This is a genomic window from Rhodoligotrophos sp. CJ14 (assembly GCF_038811545.1).
Classification (GTDB): Bacteria; Pseudomonadota; Alphaproteobacteria; order Rhizobiales; family Im1; genus Rhodoligotrophos; species Rhodoligotrophos ferricapiens.
In genome coordinates this window covers 407,940-432,799 of sequence record NZ_CP133319.1, presented here as the reverse complement: position 1 = coordinate 432,799, position 24,860 = coordinate 407,940, and the positions used below count along the sequence as shown (strand labels likewise).

The following is a 24,860-nucleotide window of genomic DNA, read 5'->3' as shown; positions in this document are numbered from 1 at the left end:
ATGGTGAAAGCGATCAGGATCCATCAGGTCGGCGGACCTGAAGTGATGGCCCTCGAAGAGGTGACAGTGCCGCCGCCCGGCGATGGGCAAGTTCAGATCCGGCAGACAGCCATCGGGCTCAATTTCATCGACGTCTATCATCGAACCGGGCTTTATCCGGCGCGCCTGCCGCTGACACCCGGCCTTGAAGCGGCGGGCGAGGTGATCGCGGTCGGCGAGGGCGTGACCACGCTCAAGGTCGGCGATCGCGTGGCCTATGGCACGGGTCCGCTCGGGGCTTATAGCGCGGTGCGCAATGCACCCGCCAAGCGGGTGGCCAAGCTGCCACATTTGATCTCGGACGAGACCGGGGCCGCCATGATGCTCAAGGGGCTGACGGTCAGCTACCTCCTGCATGACACCTATAAAGTCGAGCCTGGCCAGACCATTCTGTTTCATGCAGCGGCGGGCGGCGTTGGCCTGATCGCGTGCCAATGGGCGAAGGCGTTGGGCGCCACGGTGATTGGAACTGTGGGATCGCCTGAAAAGGCAGAGCTTGCCCGCGCCCATGGCTGTGATCACACCATCTATTACACACGGGAGAACGTGGCGGAGCGGGTTCGCGAGATCACCAATGGTGAGGGCGTGCCCGTGGTCTATGACTCAGTGGGGCAGGCAACGCTCGAAGCCTCGCTCGACTCGCTGCGGCCGCGCGGATTGTTCGTGAGCTTCGGAAATGCATCCGGCCCGATCAAGAGCCTTGATCTGATGGAGCTGAGCAGGCGCGGCTCGCTTTATGCAACGCGCCCGGGGATCCTCCACTATATGGCCAAGGACGAGGATCTCGCACGCCATTCGGCGGGGCTGATCGATATGGTCGCGAGCGGCAAGGTGAAGATCGAGATCAATCAGCGCTATGCGCTGGCGGATGCGGCACAGGCGCATCGCGATCTCGAGGGGCGGAAGACCACCGGCACCACCATCCTCATTCCCTGATCCATTCCGGAAAGAGATAGCCCGGCCGTGGCTCTGCCAGGCCGGGCTGCTGTTATTTTGGATGGGTATTGTGGTTCGCTTCACGCGAACCAGTATCCACTTCGCTGATAATGCTCTAGCTGCTCGGGCACTGGGCCTGGTCCTGGGCCGCCAGCAGGCGCCATTCCGGGCTGCAGCTTGTCATCTTGCAGAGCACGCGGGCGATCATGGGGGCGGGCAGGGCATGGGCCAGATCCAATGGAGTGCCGGTGTTCTTGTCGGACAGGGTGCTGACCAGCATGCCGATCAGCTCGCCGCGCTCGTTGAACACCGGGCCGCCGGACTCACCGCGCCTGGTCGACAGTTTCAACACCATCGCATCGGGATAGCCGAATTTGGAATAGGTGACAGGCCGCTCGAAATGGGACGAGATCAGCTCGCCGGTTCGCGCGATATCCCCTTCGGCCCGCGGCTTGCCCAGCGAGAAGATTGGCTGCCCCTTGTGCAGGCAGGCGCTCGATGTCGGCTTCACCGCGGCGTTGCCCTCCATGTCGCGCAGCTTCACGATGGCGACATCGGGCGAGTAAGACAGCGCTTCGACCGTGCCTTGATAGATACGGCCATTGGGGCCGCGGGCCTCGACGAGCCAGCCCTTCTCCATGCCGACATGACCGGCGGTGACCACGGTTCCCTCGTCATCGACGAGGAAGCCCGAGCCGGACGCAACCGGCTCTGGCAATTCGTCCTTCTTTCGTTCGCGCGGCGAGGCATTATGGACCACGAGCGTCACGTAGGTGTTGCTTGTCTGGTCCACCAAGTGCTGGATGGACCCGGCGATCTGCGCCGATGCAGGTGACGGCGTTGCTGCGATATTGATCACGCGTGGATTGCTGGCCGGCGTCGTCGACACGCAGCCGGCCAGCGCCAAGACTCCGAGTATCGTGAATCCAAGCCGCTTCATTCTTCCCCTTCCCTCAGGGCCTCAATCAAGGGTGCAAGTTCCCGCTCGTAGCGCCGCCACTTGCCGACCGAACCGGCGTTGATCGGCTGGCGAACCTGCCAGACGCTGGCAGTGTCGATCGGACGGTCAACTTCGTCGGTCCGCAGGCAGGATGGGTCCCATTCAAGCCCGACATAATCCACAAGCGCCCGGGCATTGGGCTCGGGATCACGGACAAGGGCTTCGTATTCCACGGTGTGGATCGGAACGGGGGAGGCGTTGAACCAATGCTCCATCAGTCGCTCATGCAGACGGTAGGCATGAGCAAACGCCCGAAGGTCTGTCGAAAAAGTTATATCGAGCGAAAAATTCTGTTCGAAACAGGAGAGGCCCGTATCGAGCGGATCGCGCTTGCAATAAACGATGCGCGCCTTGGGAAAGAGCCAGGCGATGAGGCCGATGAACATGTAATTGCCCGGCGCCTTATTGGTGGCCCAAGGCTTGTCGGGCGAGGCCTGCCGCATTTGCGCGAAGACTTGCTGGGCTGCCGTGAGCGCCCAGTCGGATGCCAGGATGCCGGCCTGCTCAGGATAGCCCGACATCGAACGCGCCAGCTTGTTGAGGTCATTGCGCTCGCCGCCGGCATGCACTTGCGGATAGGCGGCAAGGATCTGCTCGACGAGGGTGGTGCCCGAGCGGGGCATGCCCAGCACGAAGATCGGGCCCGGCTCGTTCATGCCCTCGCCAAAGCGGGAGGCAAGAAAATCCCGGCTGAAGGTGGCCATGACGCGCGAGGCCATCTGGTCATGATAGTCGGCCTTATAAGGCCGTTGCTCCGCGCGAATGGCATTGGCCTCGGCGAGCGCGGCGAAGGCTGCGGGATAATCGCCCTCTCGGTCGAGCACCGTGAAGAGAGCAAAGCCGGCGGTGGCGCGCTGTTCGGCAGAAAGGTTCCGATTGGAGAGAATGCGCTTGAGCGGCTCGCGAGCATCGGGTGAGAGCCTGCGGATGGTGGCCAGCCGCTGATAGCTGTCGGCGTGGTTGGGATCGATCTTCAGCGTCTCGCGCGCAAGCCGCTCGGCACCGTCGAAATCACCGTTCCGCTGCAGAATGGTGGCCTTCACATTCAGCGCTGACAGCTCACGCGGGTTCTTGGCCAAAGCCTTGTCGGCGATGGTTGCGGCATCGTCCCGGCGATGCAGGGAGAGAAGCACATTGGCCCAGCGGCCGAGCATGGAAGAGGGCAGGGCCGATAAGGGGATCTCGGCGAAAAGCTGATCGGCCGTCTCGAAGTCGTCGCGATCGGCCATCAAGGCTGCGAGATTGATCCGGGCATCGTGGTAAGCGGGGGAAGCGGCGAGCGCGCGGCGAAAGGCCTGCTCGGCATCCTCAACATGCCCGTTCTCCTCGAGGCAAATGCCGAGGCAGTTCAGGATCTCCGGATCCTTGGGGGAGAGCTCATGCGCCCTGATCAAGAAGGGGAGCGCCTCGTCCTTGCGACCGAGAAGGCGCAGCGACTCGCCAAGTCCGTAATGGGCATCGGCATGGCTTGGATCGACCGCGACGACCTTGCGATAATGGCGCTCAGCCAGGCTCACCGCATCAGCTTGCCGGGCGAGCTCTGCCAAATTGAAATGAATGTCCGGATCATTCGGCCGGAGCTTGAGCGCCTTTTCGAGATGGCGACGGGCTGCGGCAGCATTGCCTTGGGACGCCTCGAACACGCCGATCTCGGTCAGCAGAGCAGGGTCCCGCGGTGACGCGACCAGCAAAGCTTTGTACGCGGCTTGGGCACCAGCCACATCGCCGTGCTCAGCAAGTGCTCGCGCCCGCCCGATATCCAGAGATGTGGCCTTCAAAAGAGTCGCCATACCACCTGCGCGCACCGTTCACGGGCCGCATCCAAATTTCCGGGTCGGCTTCTCCTTGGCGGAAAGTGCACGACCATCTCACCCATGCAAAGGGATATAGCAAGTCTTTCCGCAATGCTCCATGGTTTGCGCCATAGGGGCGATAACGGTGCTGGCGCGGTTGCAGAAAGGGCACAGGCCAAAAGAGCAAGCCGGCCCAGATCCCTGGACCGGCTGAGTCACCCCCGAGCTGTCAAGAGCGCGGATCAGAAATAAAACCAGGCGCCGAACTGCGCGCGCCAGACATCGGCCTGTCGGATATCGGCGTCAACACCGTCGAAATCGAGGAACTTGCGGTCGGCCCACATCACTTCCCAGCCGAGGCGCAACTGCTCCACCGGCCGCCAGAGAATATTGGCATGGGCGGACATCACATCGATAGTGGTGTTGTCGGCACTGGCCCGCAACACCTCACTCTTGTTCATGTCCGCGTAACCCCAGGAGAGGTTGAGCGAGGTGGTGTCGGTGACGTTGAAGATGACGCCGGCATAGAGACCCAAGGCCTCGGTCGTGTGGATATCGCCGTCAACATCGACATAGGCGCCGATGGTGTTGCCGAAGAGGTAGCTGCCGATGCCGTCGCCATACATGACCGACGCGGTCAGGGTGGCGATGTCGGCGAGATTGATGTTGGCCGCGCCCTGAACGCCCCAGCCGACCGCGCTGTCGCTGACGCCGCCCAGCGCTGAATCGGTATGATAGTTCTGCATCACACCAGAGATGAGGAACTGGTGTCCGCCAGGGGCGTCATATTGCCAGCGTGCCGTGAAGTTCGGGATGTCATTCGAGCTGTTCTCGGCGGTAACGAAGGATTCGCCGAACTGGTCGATCAGATCGCCGAGATCCCCGAGCGGCTCCTCGACGGCAAAGGCGAAGGTCATGCCGCCGCTGGCATAAGTCAGGCGAACCTGATTGGTGCGGGAGGTGCCGATCAGGCCGACATCACCGTTGAAATCGACCGTGGTGGTTCCCGTGAAGGGTGACATGAAGTTGGTGTCATACCGACCGGCGCCGAAGGTCCAGTTGGGGATGAAATCCCATTCACCCCAGGCCCAGCGAAGCCGAAAATCCGTATTGCCGAAGCTGCCGCCGGAGAGGAAGTCGCCTTCGATAACGGTGCGAATCTGGCCGATGGCGGTATCGGATTTCGACTTGATGGCGAAGCGCGTCTGGCGGGCATGCAGGCGGACGTGGTCCTGATCCCTGCGGCCGGTGATCGCCGTGTAGCTGAAATAGTCGCCCAGGTCCTCGTCGAAGTCGTAGATCACGTCGCCCTTGACGTAACCGCTGACGGTGACCTCGTGAACCGGCGCCGGCAGGTCAGCAGAGGGGGTGATCGCGATGGTGAGGCCGCTGCCGGCCGGGATGGCTTCGCTTACTCGCCCGGTTTGCCAGTCGGCGGTTGCTTCCGAACCACGCCTGAAGGTGATCAGGCTCACGCCATCGGCCAGGGCGGGCATCTCGGGCTGCGTCTCCAACTGGTTAACCCGAGCCTGCAACGCCTCGAGCTGTGCTTTCAAGGCAGCCAGCTCATCAGCCTGACCGCTTACCGTCATGGCCGCGAAAGCAACACCCGCCAGAAGTGACCGACCCAACCACCTCGTCATCATCCGCCACTCTCCCCCTCGAACGCTCAGCGCTATTTCCAGTGATCTACTCACACGGCGCGCAAAAGGAAAAGAGACCAGATAAGAGGGAATGGCGGGTCGGATAAGGAATAGTGGTTCTCTGTGGTTTTGCGGTGACAGTTGTCTCGCCCTACTCGTGTTCCTGTGGTGAAGTCGTGAACAGGTGAGGAAAAAATCGGCAGACTGGACGGGCGTTCATGCGGAAGAAAACACCCGGCCCCCGTCCTTCGGCCGACTCAGAAAGCATGATGAATCACTCACTCGACTGGTCGGGTGCGCTATAAATCAAGAAATCGTTCACTTCGGCCAAAGACAGCGACAAGTCTTCGTCCTACACTTTCGGTACTGCGCGGTGTGGGATGCGCAGATGGACCTGTCGCTCGACCTCGGCCTTGGCTCTGGTGAGGCATGCCCCTTTTCGAGCCCCCGGCCAGGACGGATCGACCGGCGATCGGGAGGGGACTATGGCGGGAATCCAATCATTAGAAGATGTCGACACTCTCGACTACTCGACGAGTGCCGTTCCAGATACTGAGCGCATGCCACGGTTTGCCCTCACCATGGCATGGTGGGCGGTCTGCAGCGCGCTCTTCTATGTGGTGGTCGGGGCTGCGATGGCGCTCAGCTTCGGCAGCAGGAATGCCATCATCGGGATGGTATTGTCCGTGATCGCCTATGGTGCGATCAACGCGGTGCTCAGCCGCTATGCGATCAGAACCGGCCTGTCGGTGGCGCTCTTCTCGCGCATCCTCTTCGGCAGCATGGGGGCGTGCATAGCCACCCTGATCTTCTGCGCCACCGCGATCTATTATGCCGTGTTCGAAGGATCCGTGATCGCGGTCGGGATCAACACCGTCTTTCCCTCGATACCTTATCACTGGGCCGCCTTGATCGTGGTCCTTTACAGCGTGCCGCTGATTTTCGGCAGCATCCAGAACTGGCTGGATAAGTTCAACGGGGTGCTGCTGCCCTTCTATATTCTCGGCCTGGTCGTGGCGGTCGGCCTTGCCATCGCTCAATATGGCTATAGCGACAAATGGCTCAATCTCGGGCCCGAGGGCGGGGCTCCGGCCCATGGCTGGTGGTCCTGCTTCGTCTATTACATGGGCGTCTGGGTGTTGATGATGTTCACCTTCGACTATGCCCGCTTCGGCCGGAAGGAAGACAGCAACTATCACGCCTATTTCAACTTCGGCACGCCCTTCTATCTCATGACCTTCCTGGTGAGCGGCCTGTTCGGCATGTTCATGGTCGGCACGGTGCCGGATGTGGGCGTCACGGAAGTCTCCGTCTTGACCGCTCTGCTGCAGCTCATGGGCATCTGGGCATTGCTATTCGTCTGGGTCACGCAGACCCGCATCAACACGGCGAACTACTATCTGGCCGCCGTCAACATGGAGGCGCTGGTCGCCGTGTTCACCAAGCTGCCCTTCGGGCGCCTGGGCTGGGCAGTGGTGGTCGGCATCTTCGTCTATGTGCTCATGCTGGCGGATGTGTTCAGCTATCTGCTTCAGGCGCTCGCGTATCAAGGCATCTTCGTCGTGGCCTGGGTGGCGGTTGCCATGGCGCATATCCTGAGCACCCGTTACGATCAGCTCGCGGGCGGCAATGTCGAATATCGCTCGGGCTACGTGCCTTCGTTCAATCCACTGGGCATTGGCGCGTGGTTCGGCGCGGCCGCCATCGGCATCGCGCTCTATCTGGCGGGTGGCCTCTATGCCGAATTGTCGGCGCCCGCAACGGCGGTGGTCGGCTTTGTCATCTACGCACTGGGTCTGCGCGCCGCAAAGCGCTCCTGGTTCTTTGCCACTTGAGCGCAAAGGCAGGCGATAGGGCCTTCGGGCGGGTCTAAGGCTTCGCGCAAAATGGGTGCGCCCTCGGTCAAAACCCTTTGCACTGTGATGCAAGACTAGGGGGCGCACCGAAAATATCGTAGATATCGTTCTGACCGCCACGGCAGAGGGCGGCTCGAAGAACCGGGGGATGCTCGTCAGATTGCGCACGCGAATGGCGACATGGGAGGTGCGAATGGATGCACGATATTCGACCAAGAACGCGGATCCTGCCGATCGCAAGCGTTACTGGAATGAGGCGGTCTCCAGCACCTATTTCCCGCTCGATCTGACGTTCAAGAACGAGCCGCAATTCGGTGGCTCGCTGCATAGCTGGACCCTCGGCTCCCTGTCCATGTCGCGGCTCGAGTCGGACGGGCTTCTCTATCGTCGGCACAAGCGTCATCTGCTGCATGAACGCGACGAGAGTTATCTCATCACCGTTCCCGAGCTGTCGGAGGTGCATTTCATTCAGGATGGCCGGGAGGCCCGTTGCAAGCCGGGCCAGTTCCTGGTCGAGCGCAGTCACCTGCCTTATGAGTTCTCTTATGGCGAGCCGAACACCCTTTGGGTGCTGAAGATCCCGAGCGAGATATTGAGGTCACGGATCGTCATGCCCGAGCGGCTTGCATCGCTCGGCTTCGATGCAACTCAGGGAACCGGCGCGCTGTTCGTGGACGTGCTGCGGCTGGTCGCGGCTCGGCTTGCCGAGATGGATGAATCGGCGCGCGCCATGTCCGGCAAGCATCTGGTCGACCTTCTCTCGATGGCGATCTCGGCCGATGAGCGCACCCTCAATCCCAACGCGTCCTCCGTACAGATGGCGCATCTGCATCGGGTTGAGACATTCATTCGCCTCAATCTCGCATCCAGCGCGCTCAATCCGCACGCGATCGCTGCCGCCTGCGGGATTTCCGTGCGCTACCTCCATCAGCTCTTCAGCAGCCAGGGCCGATCGGTGAGCGAATGGGTGAAGCTCCAGCGGCTCTTGATGTGCAAGCAAATGCTCAGCGACCCTACCTGCCATAAGAAAGTGTCCGAAATCGCCTATGAATGGGGCTTCAGCGACCAGGCGCAGTTCAGCCGATTGTACCGGGCCGAATTTGGTGTCACCCCCAGCGACACCAGGGAGCAGCTTCGTATGAAACGGGCCGAAGCTGCTCCCGGTTAGGTTCGCCTGCGAGGGTGAGCCAATCAGAAATTTGAACAGGAGAACACGATGGCCAACTTGCGCGTGGCGGTCGATGTCGGAGGTACGTTCACCGACATCTGCATCATGGATGAGACATCGGGAGCACTGAGGATCGAGAAGACGGCCTCCTCTGCCGATCCGATCGAGGGCATCATGGCCGGTGTGGAAAAGGCAGGCATCGACCTGTCGCAGGTCGCGCTGTTCTCGCATGGCACCACTGTCGCCACCAATGCCCTGATCACCCGTCGCCTGCCGCGCGCGGCGATGGTGTGCACGGAAGGGTTCCGCGACGTCATCGAAATCCGGCGGGCCAATAAGGAGGATCTCTGGGATACCTATAAGGATGTCGTCCCACCCTATATTCCCCGCCGCGACCGCCTCGTGGTCCCCGAGCGCGTCGATGCGAGTGGCAAGATCGTCAAGCCGCTCGATGAGGAGGCCGCGCGAGAGGTCGCCCGCATCCTCAAGCGCCGCGGGGTTTCAGCGATTGCCGTGTGTTTCATGAACGCCTTCGTCAATGGCGCGAATGAAAGGCGGATGAAGGAGATCCTCCTCGAGGCAATGCCCGATGTTCCGGTCTCGACCTCCTCGGAGGTTTTGCCGGAGATCTTCGAGCATGAGCGGTTCTCGACCACCGTTGCCAATGCGGTGCTGAGCCCTGTGGTGGTCGATTATACCCGGCGCTTGAGCAAGCGCCTCAATGCCGGCGGCTATACCCGCGATCTCCTGCTGCTGCACACGGGTGGCGGCGTGATGACGCCCAAGAGCGTCGAGGATTTCGCGGCAAGGCTGGCCGGCTCTGGCATCGCGGCGGGTGCCATCGCCAGCCGCCATATTGCCATGCTGTGTGGGTTCAAGAACTCCATCGGACTGGACATGGGCGGCACCTCGACGGATGTGTCGCTAGCCTATGAGGGCCAGTCCCGCGTCACGAAGGACTGGTATGTCGAATATGGCTATCCGATCCGCTTTTCTTCGATCGAGGTTCTGACCATCGGCGCGGGCGGCGGCTCGCTCGCCTGGCAGGATGAGGCGGGCTCGCTGCGCAACGGTCCGCAATCGGCCGGCGCCAATCCAGGGCCCGCCTGCTATGGCAATGGCAATATGCAGCCCACCAATACCGACGCCAATCTGGTTCTCGGCAGGCTCGGCACCAGCCTGGCGGGCGGCAAGATCACGCTCGACCCGGAGCTGGCCGAGAAGGCGGTGAGGGAAGGGGTGGCCAAGCCCTTCGGCCTCGAGCTTCACGCGGCGGCCGATGCCATCATCAAGGTTGCCAATGCCAATATGTCCGATGCAGTGCGTCTCATATCGATCAGCCGCGGTTATGATCCGCGGGACTTCGCGCTGGTCGCCTTCGGGGGTGCGGGTGCGCTGCATGGGGCTGCGATCGCCAAGGAACTGTCGATCCCCGCTGTGATCGTCCCGCCGAGCCCGGGCGTGACCTCTGCGCTCGGATGCTTGCTGGTCGATGTCCAGCACGATTTCTCCGAAAGCCATATCAAGGCGGTTGCGGAGGCTGATCCTGCCGGGATCGAGGCCGAATTCTCGCGCATGGAGAAGGAGGCGGTCGAGCGCCTGACCCATGAGGGGGTTGCTGCGGGCGATATCGTCCTGCAGCGCACGGTGGACATGATGTATCAGGGCCAGTGGCGCTCGCTCGCGGTGACCGCGCCAAGCCCGATCGTCAGCATGGCTGACCTGGTCGAAGCCTTCCATCGCGAGCATAATCGGGAATATAACTTCCGGCGCGACGAGACGCCGGTCAGCCTCTACCGGCTGAACCTGAAGGCGACGGGCCTTGTGCCGAAGGCCGAGCTGATGAAGCACGAGCCGACCGGCATCGTGCCGGAGCCCCGTTCAACCAGACCTGTCTGGTTCGACCCGGAGGCTTCCGTCGAAACACCGATTTATCATCGCGATGATCTGCCGGCCGGGTTCACCTTCACCGGTCCTGCCGTCATCGAGCAATTCGACTCCACGACCATCGTTCCGCCCGGCACCAAAGCCGAAGTGGACCCCTATCTCAACATCATCATCCGCATTTGAGGAGAAGCCGATGCTGACGACCCCTTCTCTCGATGCCGTCACCTTCGAAGTTCTGAAGAACTCGTTCATCACCGCGGTCGACCAGATGGCGGAGCAGATCCTGCGCACCTGCTATTCCTTCGTCATCTATAATCGCGACTTCTCGAGCGCCTTGCATGATGCCGAAGGAAATTGCGTCGCCCAAGGCAATCAGGACATTGCGGTGCATGTGGGAACGCTGCATTTCACCTGCAAAGACGTGATCCGCGCCTTCAAGGACGACATGCATCCCGGTGACGTCTATGCGATCAACGATCCCTATGCCGGGGGCACCCATTTCAACGACGTCCGGCTGATCCGGCCAATCTTCCATAATGGAGAGATCATCGCCTTCAGTCAGTCCAATGGCCATTGGTCGGATCTCGGCGGCAGTGTCCCGGGCTCCTTCGATGTCGCGGCAACCGACATGTTCCGCGAGGGCGTGCGGATCACGCCGGTGAGGCTGTTCGACAAGGGCCGGTTCTGCGCGGATGTTGCCAATCTGATTGCGGCCAACACGCGTGATCCCGCCTCCATCATCGGCGATATCCACGCCCAGGCCCAGGCGACGCAAGTCTGTGAGCGCGAGATCCTGCGCCTCGTCGATAAGTATGGCGCCGAGACCGTCAAGCTCGGCATGGCCTCCGTGCAGGACTATGTCGAGCGTGCCATGCGCCAGCGCATCAGCGCGCTGCCGGACGGGGTGTGGGAGACCCAGGACTTCATCGACCAGGATCCGCTGGACAAGGAAGGCCTCATTCCGATAAAGGTCAAACTGACGATCAAAGGGGACACGGTCGCTTACGACTTTGCCGGAAGCCACCCGACCATCGGCTCGATCTACAACTCGGCTTTCGGTGCGACCTTCTCGGCCGTTGCCGCGGGCATGAAGACCTTCTTCCCGGACCTTCCGCTCAATAGCGGCTTCTATCGCATCTTCGAGATCAGCGCGCCCGAGGGCTCGATTGTCGATGCAAAGTGGCCGGTTGCGGTGACGGGGTTTCTGATGCCGTTCGAGAAGATCATGAACGCCATCTATGAAATGTGGTCGAAGATTTTGCCAAACCGCGCAATCGCCTGCGCCTTCAACCTCGAATATCTTCTGACAGGCGGACGCGATGCCCGCAGCCCCAATAAGCCGATCTTCATGTTCTACGATTGGCTGCCGGGCGGCTGGGGAGGCCGCAATGGTCGGGACGGATGTAATGTGACGACCGCCTGTTTCGGCACCGGGCTGATGGCGCAGCCGGTCGAAGGGCAGGAACGCGCCAATCCGATCATGACCACCCGCTTCGAGGTGCTCACGGATTCCGCCGGCCCAGGCAAGTGGCGGGGCGGCGCCGGTGTTCAGAAGACATCGATCATGCTCGATGCCGAAAACACGGTCATCTCCTATATCTGTGACCGCGAGCGCGCCATTGTCTGGGGCATCGAGGGGGGCTTGCCCTCCATGCCGCACGGCCTGACCCTGAAGCGCAAGGGCAGCGAGGCGCCCGAATGGCTCGGCTCGGTCTTTTCGAACGTTCCCATCGGCAAGGGCGATGAATTCGGCCGACCGACCGCCGGCGGCGGCGGGTTTGGCGATCCGCTCGAACGCGACCCCGAGCGCGTCCTGCAGGACGTCATCGACGACTATGTGTCGGTCGAGCGGGCGGTAATCGACTATGGTGTGGTCATCAGGCCGATCGATCCGGAGATCCTCAAATTCGAGATCGATCATGAGGCAACCAGGAAAGAACGGGAGCGGATCCGTGCCGAGCGCCACAAATGGCTCGCAACAGAGCCGGAGGAGGTCGCCCGCATGTTCCGCGAGGGCAAGATCAATGCGCTCGATGCGGTACGCCGTTACGCGGTGATCCTCGACTGGGAGAAAGGCACGCTACTGCCCAATTCGACGGCTCAGTTCCGTGAGATGTTCCACAAGCGATCGGCCGCTGCCTGGGCGAACTAGACGGTCGCGCCGGGGTCAATAGCGGCGGATGAGCCCCACGAGCCTGCCCTGGATCCGCACGCGATCAGGACCGAAGATGCGCGTCTCATAGGCGGGGTTCGCCGCTTCGAGGGCGATCGAGTCGCCCTTGCGGCGTAGCCGTTTCAGGGTTGCCTCTTCCCGGTCGACCAAGGCCACGATGATCTCGCCATTATTGGCATGATCAGTGCGGCGGATGAGCACCGTGTCGCCTTCGAAAATGCCGGCCTCGATCATCGAATCGCCCTTCACCTCGAGGGCGAAATGTTCACCGGGGCCAAGGAGATCCGCCGGCACGGCGATGTTATGGGTATGGTCCTGAATGGCATCGACCGGGACGCCCGCAGCGATGCGCCCCATGACTGGAACGACCGCGGTTGCGGCACGCTCGCGCTCGCCGGTCGATGCGGGCCGCACCTTGCCCAGCGAGCCTTCGATCACATTGGGGCTGAAGCGCTTGGGCGCGGGTGATGCGAGACTGCCGCCATGAGATTCGGGCAGGCGCATCACTTCAAGAGCGCGGGCACGATGGGGCAGGCGGCGGATAAACCCACGCTCTTCCAGCGCCGTGATCAGGCGGTGAATGCCGGATTTGGACCGCAGATCGAGCGCTTCCTTCATTTCCTCGAAGGAAGGCGGCACACCAGCTTCCTTCAGACGCTCGTGAATGAACATGAGAAGCTCGTGTTGCTTGCGCGTCAGCATGGCGGTCCATCAGTTGGCGAGCGCAGCGCGGAACAGTCCAGGCCTGCGCCGACTCGGTGGAGAACAAAGACGAAACCTTTATACGCGTTCTATATATGTTCGACAAGGTAAACCGGTCGTGAATTACCGGTGCGAAAGGGCAAATTTCATAAGAGAGGAGAAATATTGCCGGGGCGGCGATATGCCAATTCCTTGAAGCTGGCCGCTAGGCTATGGGACCGCGAGAGCTTTTTCTCAGTCCTGCAGTCATTGGGATCATCATCCGATGTGGGATGCTCGTAACACACCTGATCTCAAGGCCTTCCGGGTCTTTGTCGCGGTCGCGGAGGCCGGCGGCATCAAGCCCGCGGCGGAAAAGCTCGGGCGCACGCCCTCCGCCTTGTCGATGACGCTGAAGGCGCTGGAGGAGACGCTGGGCGCGCCGCTCTTTCAGGCGGACAGAAAGGCTCATCTCACGCCATTCGGGCGGCTGGTGCTGGATGAGGCGCGCGAACTCCTTCACCATTTCGCCACCTCCTGTGCCACGATGCAGTCCTATGCGCGCAATCAGATCGGGCGCTGCGATGTCGCGAGCGTCACGTCGGTCTCCATCGCCTTTCTGCCGGCCGCCATTCGACGGGTGCAAGAAAGCCTGCCGGGTTTCGGAGTTCATGTGCGGCAGATGGAATCGAAGAATGCGGCCAATGCCTTGCTCGACGGCGTGGTGGACATCGCCTTTGCCGCCTATTTGCCGCGGCCAGACGAGATCAGCTTCGAGCCGCTGTTCAAGGATGCCTTCGATATTGTCTGCGCGGAAGATGATCCGCTCACCCGAGAGACGCTGCCGCTGCCCTGGGCGGCCATCAAGGACCGCCCCTTCATCTATAATGACAGTTTCGCGGTGATCCGCACGCCGGAGCTTACGGAAATCGCAGAGCGGGCAGTCATGTGGATCGGCAGTGTTTTCTCCCTGCTCGCGGCCCTGCGGCAAGGCCTCGGCGTGAGCGTGCTGCCCCGGCTTTGCCGGGTGCAGGGGGCCGAGGGGCTACGGTTCTTACCCGTTGCTGATCCAACCGCCTATCGCATCGTGGGGCTGCTGTCGAAGAAGGAACGGCGGCAGCTGCCGGGCACCCGCCGCTTTGCGTCCGCCATCTACGACGTCATTCATGAGCAGGCGCAGGTGCTCGATTACGAGCTCCTGCCCGCCAAACAGCCCGGCCATTACCTGCCAGTGCGCCAGGATGATCTGTAGGTCTGCCGGTCAGCCGGCGAGGGCGCCGACCACCGCCTTGGTTTCCAGATATTCCTCGATGCCATAGACGCCCTGCTCGCGGCCATTGCCGGATTGGCCATAGCCACCGAAGGGGGCCATTGAGTCGTAAGCGGGATAGTTGATCAGCACCTGGCCTGAGCGCAGGCGCGATGCGATCTTGACCGCCGTCTCGCGATCCCCCTGCACATTGGCCGAGAGGCCATAGACGGTGTCATTGGCGATGGCGACGGCCTCGTCCAGATCCCGGTAGGGCATGATCGCCAGAACCGGGCCGAAGATCTCGTCGCGGGCGATGGTCATGTCGGGGCTGACATTGGAGAATACCGTCGGCCGCACGAAATAGCCGCGATTGATACCCTCTGGCAGCCCTGGACCACCGGTCACGAGCTTGGCGCCTTCGGCAATCCCGACCTCGATATAATGCTGGATCTTGTCGAACTGCGCCTTGCTGACCGCTGGCCCCAAGTCAACGTCCTCGCGGGTTGGATCACCTACCCGCATCGCTTCGGCGGCCTGCCTGGCGATTTCCTCAACCTTGGAGACCATCGCCGCCGGCACCAGCATGCGGGCGGGAGAGGTGCAGGACTGTCCGGTGTTGCGGAAGCAATTCTGTACGCCGCGGGGCACGGCTCCCTCGAAATCGGCACTGTCGAGCAGAATATTTGCGGTCTTGCCGCCAAGCTCCTGGGCGACGCGCTTGATCGTGTCCGCTGCCGCCTTGGCGACGGCCGCCCCGGCGCGGGTCGAGCCGGTGATCGAGACCATCGCGACATCGGGGTGGGACGAGATCGCATGGCCAACGGTCGGCCCATCCCCATTCACCAGATTGAACACGCCCTTTGGCACGCCGGCCTCATGCAGCACGTCCGCGAAGATCATGGCGCCGAAGGGCGCGATCTCGCTCGGCTTCACCACCATGGTGCAGCCCGCGGCAAGAGCGGGCGCGACCTTGAGCACCAGCTGATTGATCGGCCAGTTCCAGGGGGTGATGAGCCCGACGACGCCGATTGCCTCGCGCACGATGAGAGTGGTTCCCTGAGGTCGTTCGAACGCGAAGTTCTCCAGCGCGATCATCGTGTGCCGCAGATGGTTGACGCCGGTCTGTGCCTGGGCATCAAGCGCGAACCGCTTCGGTGCGCCCATCTCCTGGGTGAGGGCGTCGGCAACCTCCTGGCGCCGGTCCATGTAGCAGTCGAGGATGCGCTTCAACAGCGTGAGGCGCTCCTCTTTCGAGGTGGTGGAGAAGGCAGGAAAGGCGGCCTTTGCCGCTTTGACCGCGCGATCCACATCGGCACTCGTCCCAGCGGCGATCTCGGCAAAGGGCTCTTCCGTCGTCGGGTTGATGACGGTGATGCGTTCGGACGAGAGCGGATCAACCCAGGCGCCGTCGATATAGAACTGCGTGGCATGCTTCATGGAAAGCCTCATTCAAAAGGGAGGGGGCGGCTGCCGAGACAGCGCCGCAGGTGGAGATCAGGGGCGGCCGCCGGCCCCACGCAGGCGGGATTTCTCGCTTGTGGGCACGTAGGTGCGATAGACGAGCGCTTCGAGCGCCACGTAATTGGCCTCCGGTATCAAGGAGCGCGTGGCGGTCGGCTGCCAGAGATGGGCCAAGGGCGGCTCCTGCGACGTGATCGTTTCGACGAGGACATAGGCCCATGGAATACTGCCCATATGGGTGAGGCTGCATGTTGCCCAGACCCTATCGCCATCGGTGATCATGGTGTCCGCACCGATCATGATCCGCACTGCGTGAAGGCCGTGCGCGGCATGGGCGATCACAGGAACCGCCCAGAGGGGCTGCATCACCCGCGCATGTCCGATCGCCGGCGGGTTGCTCGCTGGCCTTGCGCCCCCCGTGGCAAGGAGGACGTCCGTCACCTCCGCCGCCAAGGCGAAGGGCGACGTCATCTCGCCGGCGCCGGCGCTGAGCATAGAAAGCAGGCTGGTCGACCAGTCGAAACCCGCACGTGCAAGCCAGCGGGCTGCCCGGCCGGCATCCTCGGCGAGCCCCCAGGGGAGGCCCGCCCCGCGCGCCGCCTTATAGGCGGTCATCTCGACTTCGTTCATGGAGAGATCGAACATGAGGGGTGCTTCGTCCATCCGCATAGCCGCAGCGGTGCTACCAAGTTGCGTCATTTCCGGTCTCGTGAAGCTCATCGGGGAAAGGTGCGCCTTGGTAGAGCCTGATGCGCAGGCTCAGATTGGAGCGCGGGTCGTAGAAGGCAGCGCCTAGGAATGAGAGCTTGCAGCGCATGAGATCGAGCGGGCGCAGGTCGGCGCTGAGAATATTGTCGCGGATCTCCCCGTAAGGGTGGGACGGGATACATTGCGCCCGTCTGATCGTGTGCCTCAACTCGGGTTCATCGATAGCCAACTGCCCGACGCGCTCGTCTTCCGGCCGCGTCAGCAGAACCTCATAGAGGCGCTTTGCCTCGCGGGCATAGCCCAGCGGCAATTCCAGTTCATCGCCTTCATCGTCGCCCCGCCAGCCAAGGCGTGGTTCGAGCTTTTCCTGCGAAGTGTACCAGAAGCGGGCGGTCGCATCAGGATGGGTGAAGTCGATGCCGAGTGCCCAGCCATAATGCGCCCGGATGGTCTCGGCCAGTGTACCGCAGGTCATGGCCCCGTCGATACGGCCGATCTCGTCCTCATCATTGGCCATGGTGGCCGAGAGATCATCGATGAGGTGCCCCTGGGGCTCGATCAGGAGCGACACCAGGCATTCCTGGCCATCAAGGCTCAAACTCGCCTCGGCACGGCGGTAGAGGAGATCCCACGGATGGTCCGTGGCCTCGGTCAGCTGCCCGGTCCAGCCCCGCGCGATCTCAAGATCTTCGCAGAGGCGGGCAATGCGGGCCGATTGCTCCTCATCCTCGCTCCGCCACCAGCGATAATCCTGGAGCGCCGTCGTAAGCGCCTTGTTGAAGTGATCGAGCGTCGCGGGGGTGAGATGCGCGATATCGCGCACCCGGGCAAGGGCCGTTTCCCGCGCTAGAATCCAGCGATGCAGAAGCCTAGGATGGCGCACGAGGAAGGGTGCCATGCCGAGGCCTGTGGAGTTGCCGATGCCGAGCCGGCGCCGCAAGGCGGGATCAAGGCGCACGGCTGTTGCGGGCGAGATCATGCGGGCGCAATGCTCGACCAGGTCCACAGTGAAGGTGCGGATGAGCCAGACGGTGAGCATTTCGGCCATGAAGGGGCCTGAAAATTCCGGCCGTTCCGCGATCACCTGCCAATCGGCTATGCCGAATTTGCCATTGCCATAGACGGCGCTGGTGCGCAGGAGATAGCCGATCTCGCGGAGGGCCGCTTCGTCCGGCTGACGGCCCGCCGCCAATGCCTCCTGGACAAGATCGAACAGCCGTTCGCTCTTGTTGGCGCGTGCCAGGACCAGCTCGCGCTCAGTATAGCGCCGCGCCTCCTGATACGGCACGCATTGCTGAAGACGATCGAGCTCCGCCTGATCGGGAAGGCCGTCATAGAGCACGTAGCAGGTGTCCCAGGCCTGGGCGATGACCCGATCGATGCGCATCTCGGGTGCGAGATATTGCGAGAAGGCAACGAGGCTGTAGTCGCGATTGCCGATACGCACCGCATAGACGGCGCGGCCATAACCGTTCTCGTCCAAGTCCCAGACCGGACGGGTCACTTGCCAGCCATTCTCGCGCGCCCGCCTGACAAGGGTGCGGGTGAAGCTCAGGCGCGACATGTGCATCGAGCCCAGGCGGGCAAGCCGCATGACCAGCTCCGGGCTGCGCAATGGCGTCTTCGTCGCCTGGTCGTGATGTGCGTCAGTGCTCTGTGCCATGGCGTTTGATCCCTCGAGCCGCGCTCGGGCCACTCAACCCTATTCCTCGAACAGCACCATGTCGTCGCGGCGCCAGCCGATGGTCACGGCCGAGCCACGGCCGAGGCCTTCGACTTCGCTGTGATGAAGGCGCGCTTCGAACAGGCCAGCCTCGGTGCTGATCGCGACGCGCAAGGCACCGCCGGGAAACTCGATGCTGTCGATGGTGCCGGGCAGGGTGATGTCCGAAGACTGGCCGGCGCTGACGATGTGAATGTCCTCCGGCCGGATCATGGCCTTGCGAAGGCCCGACCCATCGGAGGCCGCTTCCGGCGCCGGCACGAGATCGGCGCTGCGGACGCGGAGGAAATTGCTGTCGCCGAGGAAGGACGCAACGAAGGGGGTGCGCGGTGAGCGATAGATCGCTTGCGGGCTGTCGATCTGCTGAATGGCGCCATCCGCCATGATGGCGATGCGGTCCGACATCAGCAGCGCCTCTTCCTGGTCATGGGTGACCGAGATGACCGTGAGGCCGAGGCTGCGCTGGATGCGCATGACCTCGCGCTGCAACTGCTCGCGCAGACGGCGGTCGAGGGCGCCCATGGGCTCATCCATCAACAAGACCGGCGGCTCGAACACCAGCGCCCGCGCCAGCGCGACCCGCTGCTGCTGGCCACCGGAGAGCTGCGCAATGCGGTGGTGGCGGCGCTCATCGAGCTCCACGAGGTCGAGCACCTTGCCCACCTTGTCGTTTATCTCGGCGCGGCTGGCCCCGCGCATCTTCAGGGGGAAGGCGATGTTGTCGAACACGTTCATATGGGGGAACAGGGCATAGTTCTGGAACACCACGCCCAGATTGCGCTTCTCCGGGGGGAGAGGAGCAATATCGCGCCCGCCAAGCAGGATCGTTCCCGCGGTCGGCTCGACGAAGCCGGCGATCATCATCAAGGTGGTCGATTTGCCCGAGCCGCTCGCGCCGAGGAGCGTCAGGAACTCACCCGCATGCACGGTGAAGGAGATGTCGTTCACGACAAGGCTTTCGCCATAGCGCTTGGAAAGCCCACGCACCTCGATATCCGAACCGAGGCGGTGCGTTCCGGCGGGCTCGCGCTTGACCGGGCCGGCCGTGACAGCGGATTGTCCGCCTGGGCGGAGCGCCGGCCCGTCATCGGCCGCCATCAATGCGAGTTTATTGTTCATGGAGTTGTTTCTCCCTTCCGGCGCAACATGCCGATCAGCAGCAGCATGATGCAGGACAGGACCACGAAGAGGCTCGATGCCGCCGCGACCGTCGGGTTGATCTCGAAGCGTATGCCGCTCCACATCTGAACGGGAAGCGTGGTGCTGGAGCCGCTGGTGAGAAAGAGCGACAGCACGATTTCGCTGAAGGAGGTGAGGAAGGCGAAGACCGCGCCGGCGGCAATGCCCGGCCAGATGATCGGCAGCGTCACGTAATAGAAGGCACGCCAGGGCGAGGCGCCGAGGCTGCGGGCACCATGCTCGAGGCGCATATCCATGCGCTGGAGAGCCGCGACCACATTGATCACCACGAAGGGGGTCGCGATGATCGTATGGCCCAGCACGATGCCGAAGATGCCGCCGCGCATTCCCGCGGTTGCGAGAACATTATAGAGGGCGACCGCGGTGATGATGGTCGGCACGATGGTCGGCAGCAGGAAGACACTCATGATGAAGCTGCGCGTGCGCGGGGCAAGCCGCACGAGGCCCAAGGCTGCGAGCGTGCCGATCACGGTTGCCGCCGCGGCCGAACAGAGCGCGACAATGAAGCTGTTGAGCGTCGCGTGCTGCCAGGAGGGCGTGCTCACAAAGGCTTCATACCATTTCGTGCTGAGCGAGCGCGGCGGGAAGATGATGTAGTCCTCGCCGCCGAAGGATGCGGGAATGATGATGATATTGGGCAGGATCATCATCAGCATCACCAGGGCCACGGTCGCGGTGATGACGAATTGGAGCGGGCGGCGCGGGGTCATGACTGGCCCCAGACGGTGCCGAGCCGGAACCAGCGCACGCCAATCACGTAGAGAACGAGCGTTGCCACCAGCACGATGGTCGAGAGCGAGGCCGCAAAGCCCCAGTTCATCACACGGTTGATGTTCATCTCGATCAATTGGGCGATGAAGATGTCGCGTGTGCCGCCGAGGATGGCGGGGATCACGAAGAAGCCGATGCTCATGATGAAGACGAGAAGGGCGCCGGCCATGACGCCGGGAAGGGTCATCGGCAGGTAGGCCCTCAGAAAGACCTGGAGTGGCGGTGCGCCAAGGCTCCGAGCCGCCTGCAGAACCCGCTCGTCAATGCGCGCCATGTTGGCTGCAACCGGCAGCACCATATAAGGCAGCATGGTCTGCACCATGCCGACGAGGACGCCGACGATATTGCCGCTCATGGGGATCGGCACGCTGGCAAGTCCGAGGCTGGTCAGCAGCGTGTTGAGCGCACCTTGCGGATTGAGGACGATCAGCCAGCCATAGCAAAGCACGAGCAAATTGGTCCAGAACGGGATCAGGATGAGCGCGAGCAAGATCAGGCGCGTGCGGGCCGAGGCGGTGGCGAGCCTATAAGCGACGGGATAGCCGAGAATGGCACAGAGGATCGCGGTGGCGGCGCTGGTCAGGAAGGTGCGCTGAAGGACCTGCAGATAGACCGGGCGTTCGGCAATGCGCGCATAATGCTCGAATGCGCCGGAGGAGCCCTCGAAGCTCAGCCCGACAAGGCGCAGCACGGGCACGATGAAGAATGCCGCAAGCAGAATGAAGGCCGGGGCCAGCAGCAGGGCCGGCGCATTGCGGCGGATCAACAGGCGCATGTTGGAAACTCCATGCGGCAGCAACCGGATGCGACCTCCCGCTACGACAGCCGGATCCGGCAGGGCCTGCGCGTCGGACGGACCGGAAAGCCGGCCCGACCGATGCGCCAACGGGCTTACATCAGACGCCATTCTGTCAGGCGCTCACTGGCTTCTTCCAAATTCTCGGCCCACCATTTCTCGTTGGCCATGATGAACTTGCCCTGCTGCTGAGGCCCGCCGGAGAGGATATTGGCCCGCTCAGGCGAGATCAGCTTGAAGGCATCAGGCACGACCGGTCCGTAGGTATATTCGTTGGCGATCGCCGCTTGGGCCTCCGGGCTCAAGACATAGGCCAGAAACTTCATGGCATTGTCCCGGTTCTTGGCACCTTTCGGGACCACCATGGAGGACCAGGTCATGATGCTCTGGTTGTACTGGATCGCGACGGGCGAGCCATCCTTTACTGCGGCAAGGGCACGGCCATCAGGCATCACGGAGAGTGCCGCCTGGCCGTCCGAGATATATTGCTGGGCCTGGGCATTGGTCTCATAGAAGCTGATCTGGTCACGGATCTCGCTCCATTTCTCAAGCGCGCGATCGATATCGAGCGGGTAGAGCTGATCGGGCGGCACGCCGTCGGCCAGAAGGGCTGCTTCGAAGGCACCGGAATTGGGATTGGTGTAGAAGGCCCGCTTGCCGGGGAAGCCGTCGAGGTCAAAGAGGGCCTTGTAATCCTCCGGCACCTTGTTGTTGAGCGCCTTGGTATTATAGGCCATGAGGCGCGACCAGAGCACCTGCGGGACGGAATAGTCGGTGACGAAATTGTCGCCGGGCATGATCTTCGACTTGTCGATGATCGAGAAATCCAAAGGCTCGAGCAGGCCGCGCTCAGCGCCGATGAATTGGAAGTCCGGGTTGGTTTCCACCACGTCCCATTCGGTCGAGCCGCTCTCGACCATGGATTGGAACTTGCCATAGGTATTGTCCTGGACGGCCACCACCTCGATGCCGGTCGCCTTGGTGAACGGCTCGAACCAGGCCTTCTTGATGGCAACTTCCCATGATCCGCCCCAGGTCGCATAGACGACGCGACCGGCCGCGGCGCGCGAGGGTCTTATGGCGGGAAAGCCCATGCCGGCCGCCAATCCCGTCCCGGCCGCGCCCATGAGAAAGCCACGTCGGGAAACGCCTTGCTTCTTATCCACTCCGCTTGTCATGTTCTCCACTCCCCATTTCACCTGCTCGGGCAGGCTCGCCATGCTCCCCGCTGGCGGTCCGCCATCGAGCTGCCAGCCCGGTTACGCCGCGCGCACCGATGCGGGCTGTGCTTCGACGACCTCGTCGAACACCTGCCTGTAGAGGCGCAGCCAATTGCCCCCCATGATCGCTGCGGTCTCAGCTTCAGAGAAGCCCCGGCGGCCAAGGGCATCGGCGATGCCGCCGAAAGTGCGCATGGTCTTCAGCCATTCCGGCTCCGGCACTTTGCCGGGGCGGGCGGCCGATCCTGCGCCGAAATTCGGGATGCGCGACCAGCGGCCCATGCGCATCCAATCAAGCTCGGGCATGCCGATATTGCGTCCATGGTCGGTGCCGATCGCGATGTGATCGATGCCCGCGACGTCGGCCGCATAGGCGACGATCTCCGACCATTTATCCGCGCTTTGAATGTAGTCGCCAGAGATATTGGCATAGGTTGCAAGGCCGATGACGCCGCCCTTGGCCGCAAGTTCCCTGATGAGCGTATTGGACTTGTTGCGGAGATGCGGAATGAGGTCCGAGGGGTTGGCATGGGTCACCGACACCGGCTTCTCTGAGATCGCGATCACGTCGCGGCAGGTGCGCTCGCCCACATGGGAGAGGTCGATCAGGATGCCGACCCGGTTGAACTCCGCCACCATCTCGCGGCCGAAGCGGCTGATGCCGCTGTCATTCGGCTCATAGCAGCTGCCGCCGAACTCGTTCTGATTGTTATAGGTAAGCTGCATCACCCGAACGCCGAGCTCGGCGAAGAATTCCGCATAGCGAATGCGGCCGCTCAGAGCCGTCGTGTTCTGGTATCCGACGAGCAGGGCGCAGCGTCCGGAGGCGACAATCGCTTCGATCTCCGCGGCGGTGCGGGCAATCGCGACCAGATCGGCATTGGCGCGCACGACATCGCGGAACCGGCCCAGAGCATCCAGGGATTCGGTGGTGTCTTCCCAGAAGCCGAGACAGGTCGTGATGCAGCTCATGCCGCCATCGCGCAGCTCTTCGAAAACCGCTCTGTCAAACTTGCTGCAATTCAACCCATCGATGAACAGCATCATCTTCTCCGTCGCTCGGCCATCCGAGAGCCATGAACCATTCCGCTCCGCGCCAATATTGGCGGCAGCCGTCTCGTGGGCATCCTGGTCAATCCGCCGGTTAAATCAATCGCGTAATTTTTACGATCCTTTCAGAATTTCTGAAACTAGCGTCCGAGAACATCGAGAACCCGGTTGAACTGCATTGCCAGATTGAGCATGGGCGCGCGGTACTCATGCAAGGGCACCGGCCGGATCGGGGTGACTGGAATGGCGCCGCTGTCCTTCTGGCCCATGATGCTGCGGGCAAGCCAGGCGCCCGCGCGGTTGGTCAGGGCAACGCCGCGGCCATTGAAGCCAACCAGTACGTGAAGGCCTGGCTCGGGGCGGTGATAATGAGGCAGATAGTCGAAGGTGATGCAGACGAGCCCGGTCCAACGATGCGCAATCGGCTGGCCCCTAAGCTGCGGAAAAATGCCGGTGAGAACCCGCTCCAGCACGGAATAATCCTCACGCTTCTCACTGGTGAGGAGGGCAGAGGAGAAGGAGGCACGCCCGCCGAGCATCACGCGATCATCCCAGGTTCGGCGGAAATAGAGGACAAGCCGGCGGCTGTCATAAACCGTATTGCGGCTTGGCAGAATCTCACGGCGGAGGGTTTCCGGCAGAGGCGTGGTCGCAACCTGGAAACTGTTCACGGGTAGCAGGGATTGTGCAAGTCCGGGGATAAGCCCATCGGTATAACCGTTGGTGGCGATGATCACTTCGCGCGCCGCAACGGCGCCCTCGCGCGTTTCGACCCGCCAGCCGCCGTTCTGCGGTTTGAGCGCCTGGGCAGGGCTTTCGGTGTGGATCAGTGCACCGGCCCGTTCGGCGGCGCGCGCCAGCTCGCGGGAGAGATCCAGCGGATGCACGCTGCCGCCGCGTGGATCGATCATGCCGCCAAGATAGGCGCGCGTGCCGACGCGTCGGTAAACCGCCTCCGCATCGGGCAGATGCTCGATGGCAATGCCATCACGCTCGAGTGCCGTGGCAGCGGCCTGCATGGCCGAGAAGGCGGGCTTGTTGTGGGCGAGACGGATCAATCCGCAGCGCTGGTAGCGACAGTTGAGGCCAAGGCGGCTGATGAGCTCAGGTAGGAAATCCGGTGCCTCCTGGCCCAAGCGATGAAAGGCGCTCCCGGCCTCGTCGCCGAACTTGCGCCGTAGGGCTGCCTCATCGTGCTTGAGCCCGGGATTGACCTGACCGCCATTGCGGCCGCTCGCTCCGAAACCGATCGTCTCTGCCTCGACAAGCACGACCTCGCGGCCGCCCTCCGCGAGATGCAAGGCCGCGGAAAGGCCGGTGAAGCCGCCACCGACGATGGCGATATCCGCCTTTACCTCGCCCAGGAGCGGTCGGCTCGCATAGGGCGTCGTTGCCGCTGTGGCGGCCCAGAGACTATCGATCGACATGGGGCTCACCGTATTCCGCCTTGCCCTCGCGGCGGTTGCCTGGCCAGCGATACTCTGTCATGAGCGCAATCAATCT

Annotated in this window: 19 protein-coding genes; 6 read left to right on the top strand and 13 right to left on the bottom strand. The window is 62.5% G+C overall.

Going from position 1 to position 24,860, the window contains the following annotated elements; genetic code table 11:
- Positions 1-975: a quinone oxidoreductase family protein gene (locus tag RCF49_RS01970; protein ID WP_342642370.1), complete on the top strand. Its 975-nt coding sequence runs from the start codon at positions 1-3 to the stop codon at positions 973-975.
- A gap of 115 nt (positions 976-1,090) precedes the next feature.
- On the opposite strand, the gene RCF49_RS01965 is transcribed toward RCF49_RS01970, so the two are convergent.
- The 3 genes from RCF49_RS01965 to RCF49_RS01955 all read right to left on the bottom strand — a co-directional run bounded on the left by RCF49_RS01965 (position 1,091) and on the right by RCF49_RS01955 (position 5,360).
- Complete coding sequence (locus RCF49_RS01965) at positions 1,091-1,915, bottom strand: S1 family peptidase (RefSeq protein WP_342642369.1); 825 nt, start codon at positions 1,913-1,915, stop codon at positions 1,091-1,093.
- Positions 1,912-3,765, bottom strand: a complete 1,854-nt coding sequence (locus RCF49_RS01960) for a tetratricopeptide repeat-containing sulfotransferase family protein (protein ID WP_342642368.1) — start codon at positions 3,763-3,765, stop codon at positions 1,912-1,914. Before RCF49_RS01960 ends, RCF49_RS01965 begins: the two co-directional genes overlap by 4 nt.
- 245 nt (positions 3,766-4,010) lie before the next feature.
- Positions 4,011-5,360 (bottom strand): DcaP family trimeric outer membrane transporter, encoded by a 1,350-nt coding sequence (locus tag RCF49_RS01955; RefSeq protein ID WP_342642367.1) that lies wholly within the window; start codon positions 5,358-5,360, stop codon positions 4,011-4,013.
- 536 nt (positions 5,361-5,896) lie between these two features.
- On the opposite strand from RCF49_RS01955, the gene RCF49_RS01950 reads away from it, so the two are divergent.
- The 4 genes from RCF49_RS01950 (at position 5,897) to RCF49_RS01935 (ending at position 12,474) form a co-directional block, all read left to right on the top strand.
- Positions 5,897-7,246, top strand: a complete 1,350-nt coding sequence (locus RCF49_RS01950) for a purine-cytosine permease family protein (protein WP_342642366.1) — start codon at positions 5,897-5,899, stop codon at positions 7,244-7,246.
- Positions 7,247-7,460: 214 nt separating this feature from the next.
- Positions 7,461-8,435 carry a helix-turn-helix domain-containing protein gene (locus RCF49_RS01945; RefSeq protein WP_342642365.1) on the top strand — a complete coding sequence of 325 codons (975 nt, stop codon included), beginning with the start codon at positions 7,461-7,463 and terminating at the stop codon, positions 8,433-8,435.
- 48 nt (positions 8,436-8,483) lie between these two features.
- Positions 8,484-10,505 carry a hydantoinase/oxoprolinase family protein gene (locus RCF49_RS01940; protein ID WP_342642364.1) on the top strand — a complete coding sequence of 674 codons (2,022 nt, stop codon included), beginning with the start codon at positions 8,484-8,486 and terminating at the stop codon, positions 10,503-10,505.
- Positions 10,506-10,515: 10 nt separating this feature from the next.
- Positions 10,516-12,474: a hydantoinase B/oxoprolinase family protein gene (locus RCF49_RS01935; protein ID WP_342642363.1), complete on the top strand. Its 1,959-nt coding sequence runs from the start codon at positions 10,516-10,518 to the stop codon at positions 12,472-12,474.
- A 15-nt stretch (positions 12,475-12,489) separates the two neighbouring features.
- On the opposite strand, the gene lexA is transcribed toward RCF49_RS01935, so the two are convergent.
- A complete protein-coding gene (gene lexA, locus RCF49_RS01930) occupies positions 12,490-13,197 on the bottom strand; it encodes a transcriptional repressor LexA (protein ID WP_342642362.1) in 708 nt (235 codons plus the stop codon).
- A 265-nt stretch (positions 13,198-13,462) separates the two neighbouring features.
- On the opposite strand from lexA, the gene RCF49_RS01925 reads away from it, so the two are divergent.
- Complete coding sequence (locus tag RCF49_RS01925) at positions 13,463-14,428, top strand: LysR family transcriptional regulator (RefSeq protein WP_342642361.1); 966 nt, start codon at positions 13,463-13,465, stop codon at positions 14,426-14,428.
- Positions 14,429-14,437: 9 nt separating this feature from the next.
- Here RCF49_RS01925 and RCF49_RS01920 read toward each other — a convergent pair whose 3' ends face one another.
- The 9 genes from RCF49_RS01920 to RCF49_RS01880 form a co-directional block, all read right to left on the bottom strand.
- Positions 14,438-15,865, bottom strand: coding sequence for an aldehyde dehydrogenase family protein (locus tag RCF49_RS01920; protein ID WP_342642360.1), 1,428 nt, complete (start codon positions 15,863-15,865; stop codon positions 14,438-14,440).
- A 57-nt stretch (positions 15,866-15,922) separates the two neighbouring features.
- Positions 15,923-16,588, bottom strand: coding sequence for a DUF3726 domain-containing protein (locus RCF49_RS01915; protein ID WP_342642359.1), 666 nt, complete (start codon positions 16,586-16,588; stop codon positions 15,923-15,925).
- Entirely contained in the window at positions 16,572-18,260 is a 1,689-nt protein-coding gene (locus tag RCF49_RS01910; RefSeq protein WP_342642358.1) for a hypothetical protein, read from the bottom strand. The genes RCF49_RS01915 and RCF49_RS01910 overlap by 17 nt, the downstream gene beginning before the upstream one ends.
- Positions 18,261-18,299: 39 nt before the next feature.
- Complete coding sequence (locus RCF49_RS01905) at positions 18,300-19,439, bottom strand: ABC transporter ATP-binding protein (protein WP_342642357.1); 1,140 nt, start codon at positions 19,437-19,439, stop codon at positions 18,300-18,302.
- Positions 19,436-20,230, bottom strand: a complete 795-nt coding sequence (locus tag RCF49_RS01900; RefSeq protein WP_342642356.1) for an ABC transporter permease — start codon at positions 20,228-20,230, stop codon at positions 19,436-19,438. Before RCF49_RS01900 ends, RCF49_RS01905 begins: the two co-directional genes overlap by 4 nt.
- Positions 20,227-21,066, bottom strand: a complete 840-nt coding sequence (locus RCF49_RS01895; protein ID WP_342642355.1) for an ABC transporter permease — start codon at positions 21,064-21,066, stop codon at positions 20,227-20,229. The genes RCF49_RS01900 and RCF49_RS01895 overlap by 4 nt, the downstream gene beginning before the upstream one ends.
- Positions 21,067-21,182: 116 nt before the next feature.
- Positions 21,183-22,265 (bottom strand): ABC transporter substrate-binding protein, encoded by a 1,083-nt coding sequence (locus tag RCF49_RS01890; protein WP_342642354.1) that lies wholly within the window; start codon positions 22,263-22,265, stop codon positions 21,183-21,185.
- A gap of 81 nt (positions 22,266-22,346) precedes the next feature.
- The gene (locus RCF49_RS01885; RefSeq protein WP_342642353.1) at positions 22,347-23,354 is read right to left on the bottom strand and encodes a dipeptidase; all 1,008 of its coding nucleotides are present in this window, start codon (positions 23,352-23,354) and stop codon (positions 22,347-22,349) included.
- 143 nt (positions 23,355-23,497) lie between these two features.
- Positions 23,498-24,784, bottom strand: a complete 1,287-nt coding sequence (locus RCF49_RS01880) for an NAD(P)/FAD-dependent oxidoreductase (RefSeq protein WP_342642352.1) — start codon at positions 24,782-24,784, stop codon at positions 23,498-23,500.
- Positions 24,785-24,860 lie beyond the last annotated feature (76 nt).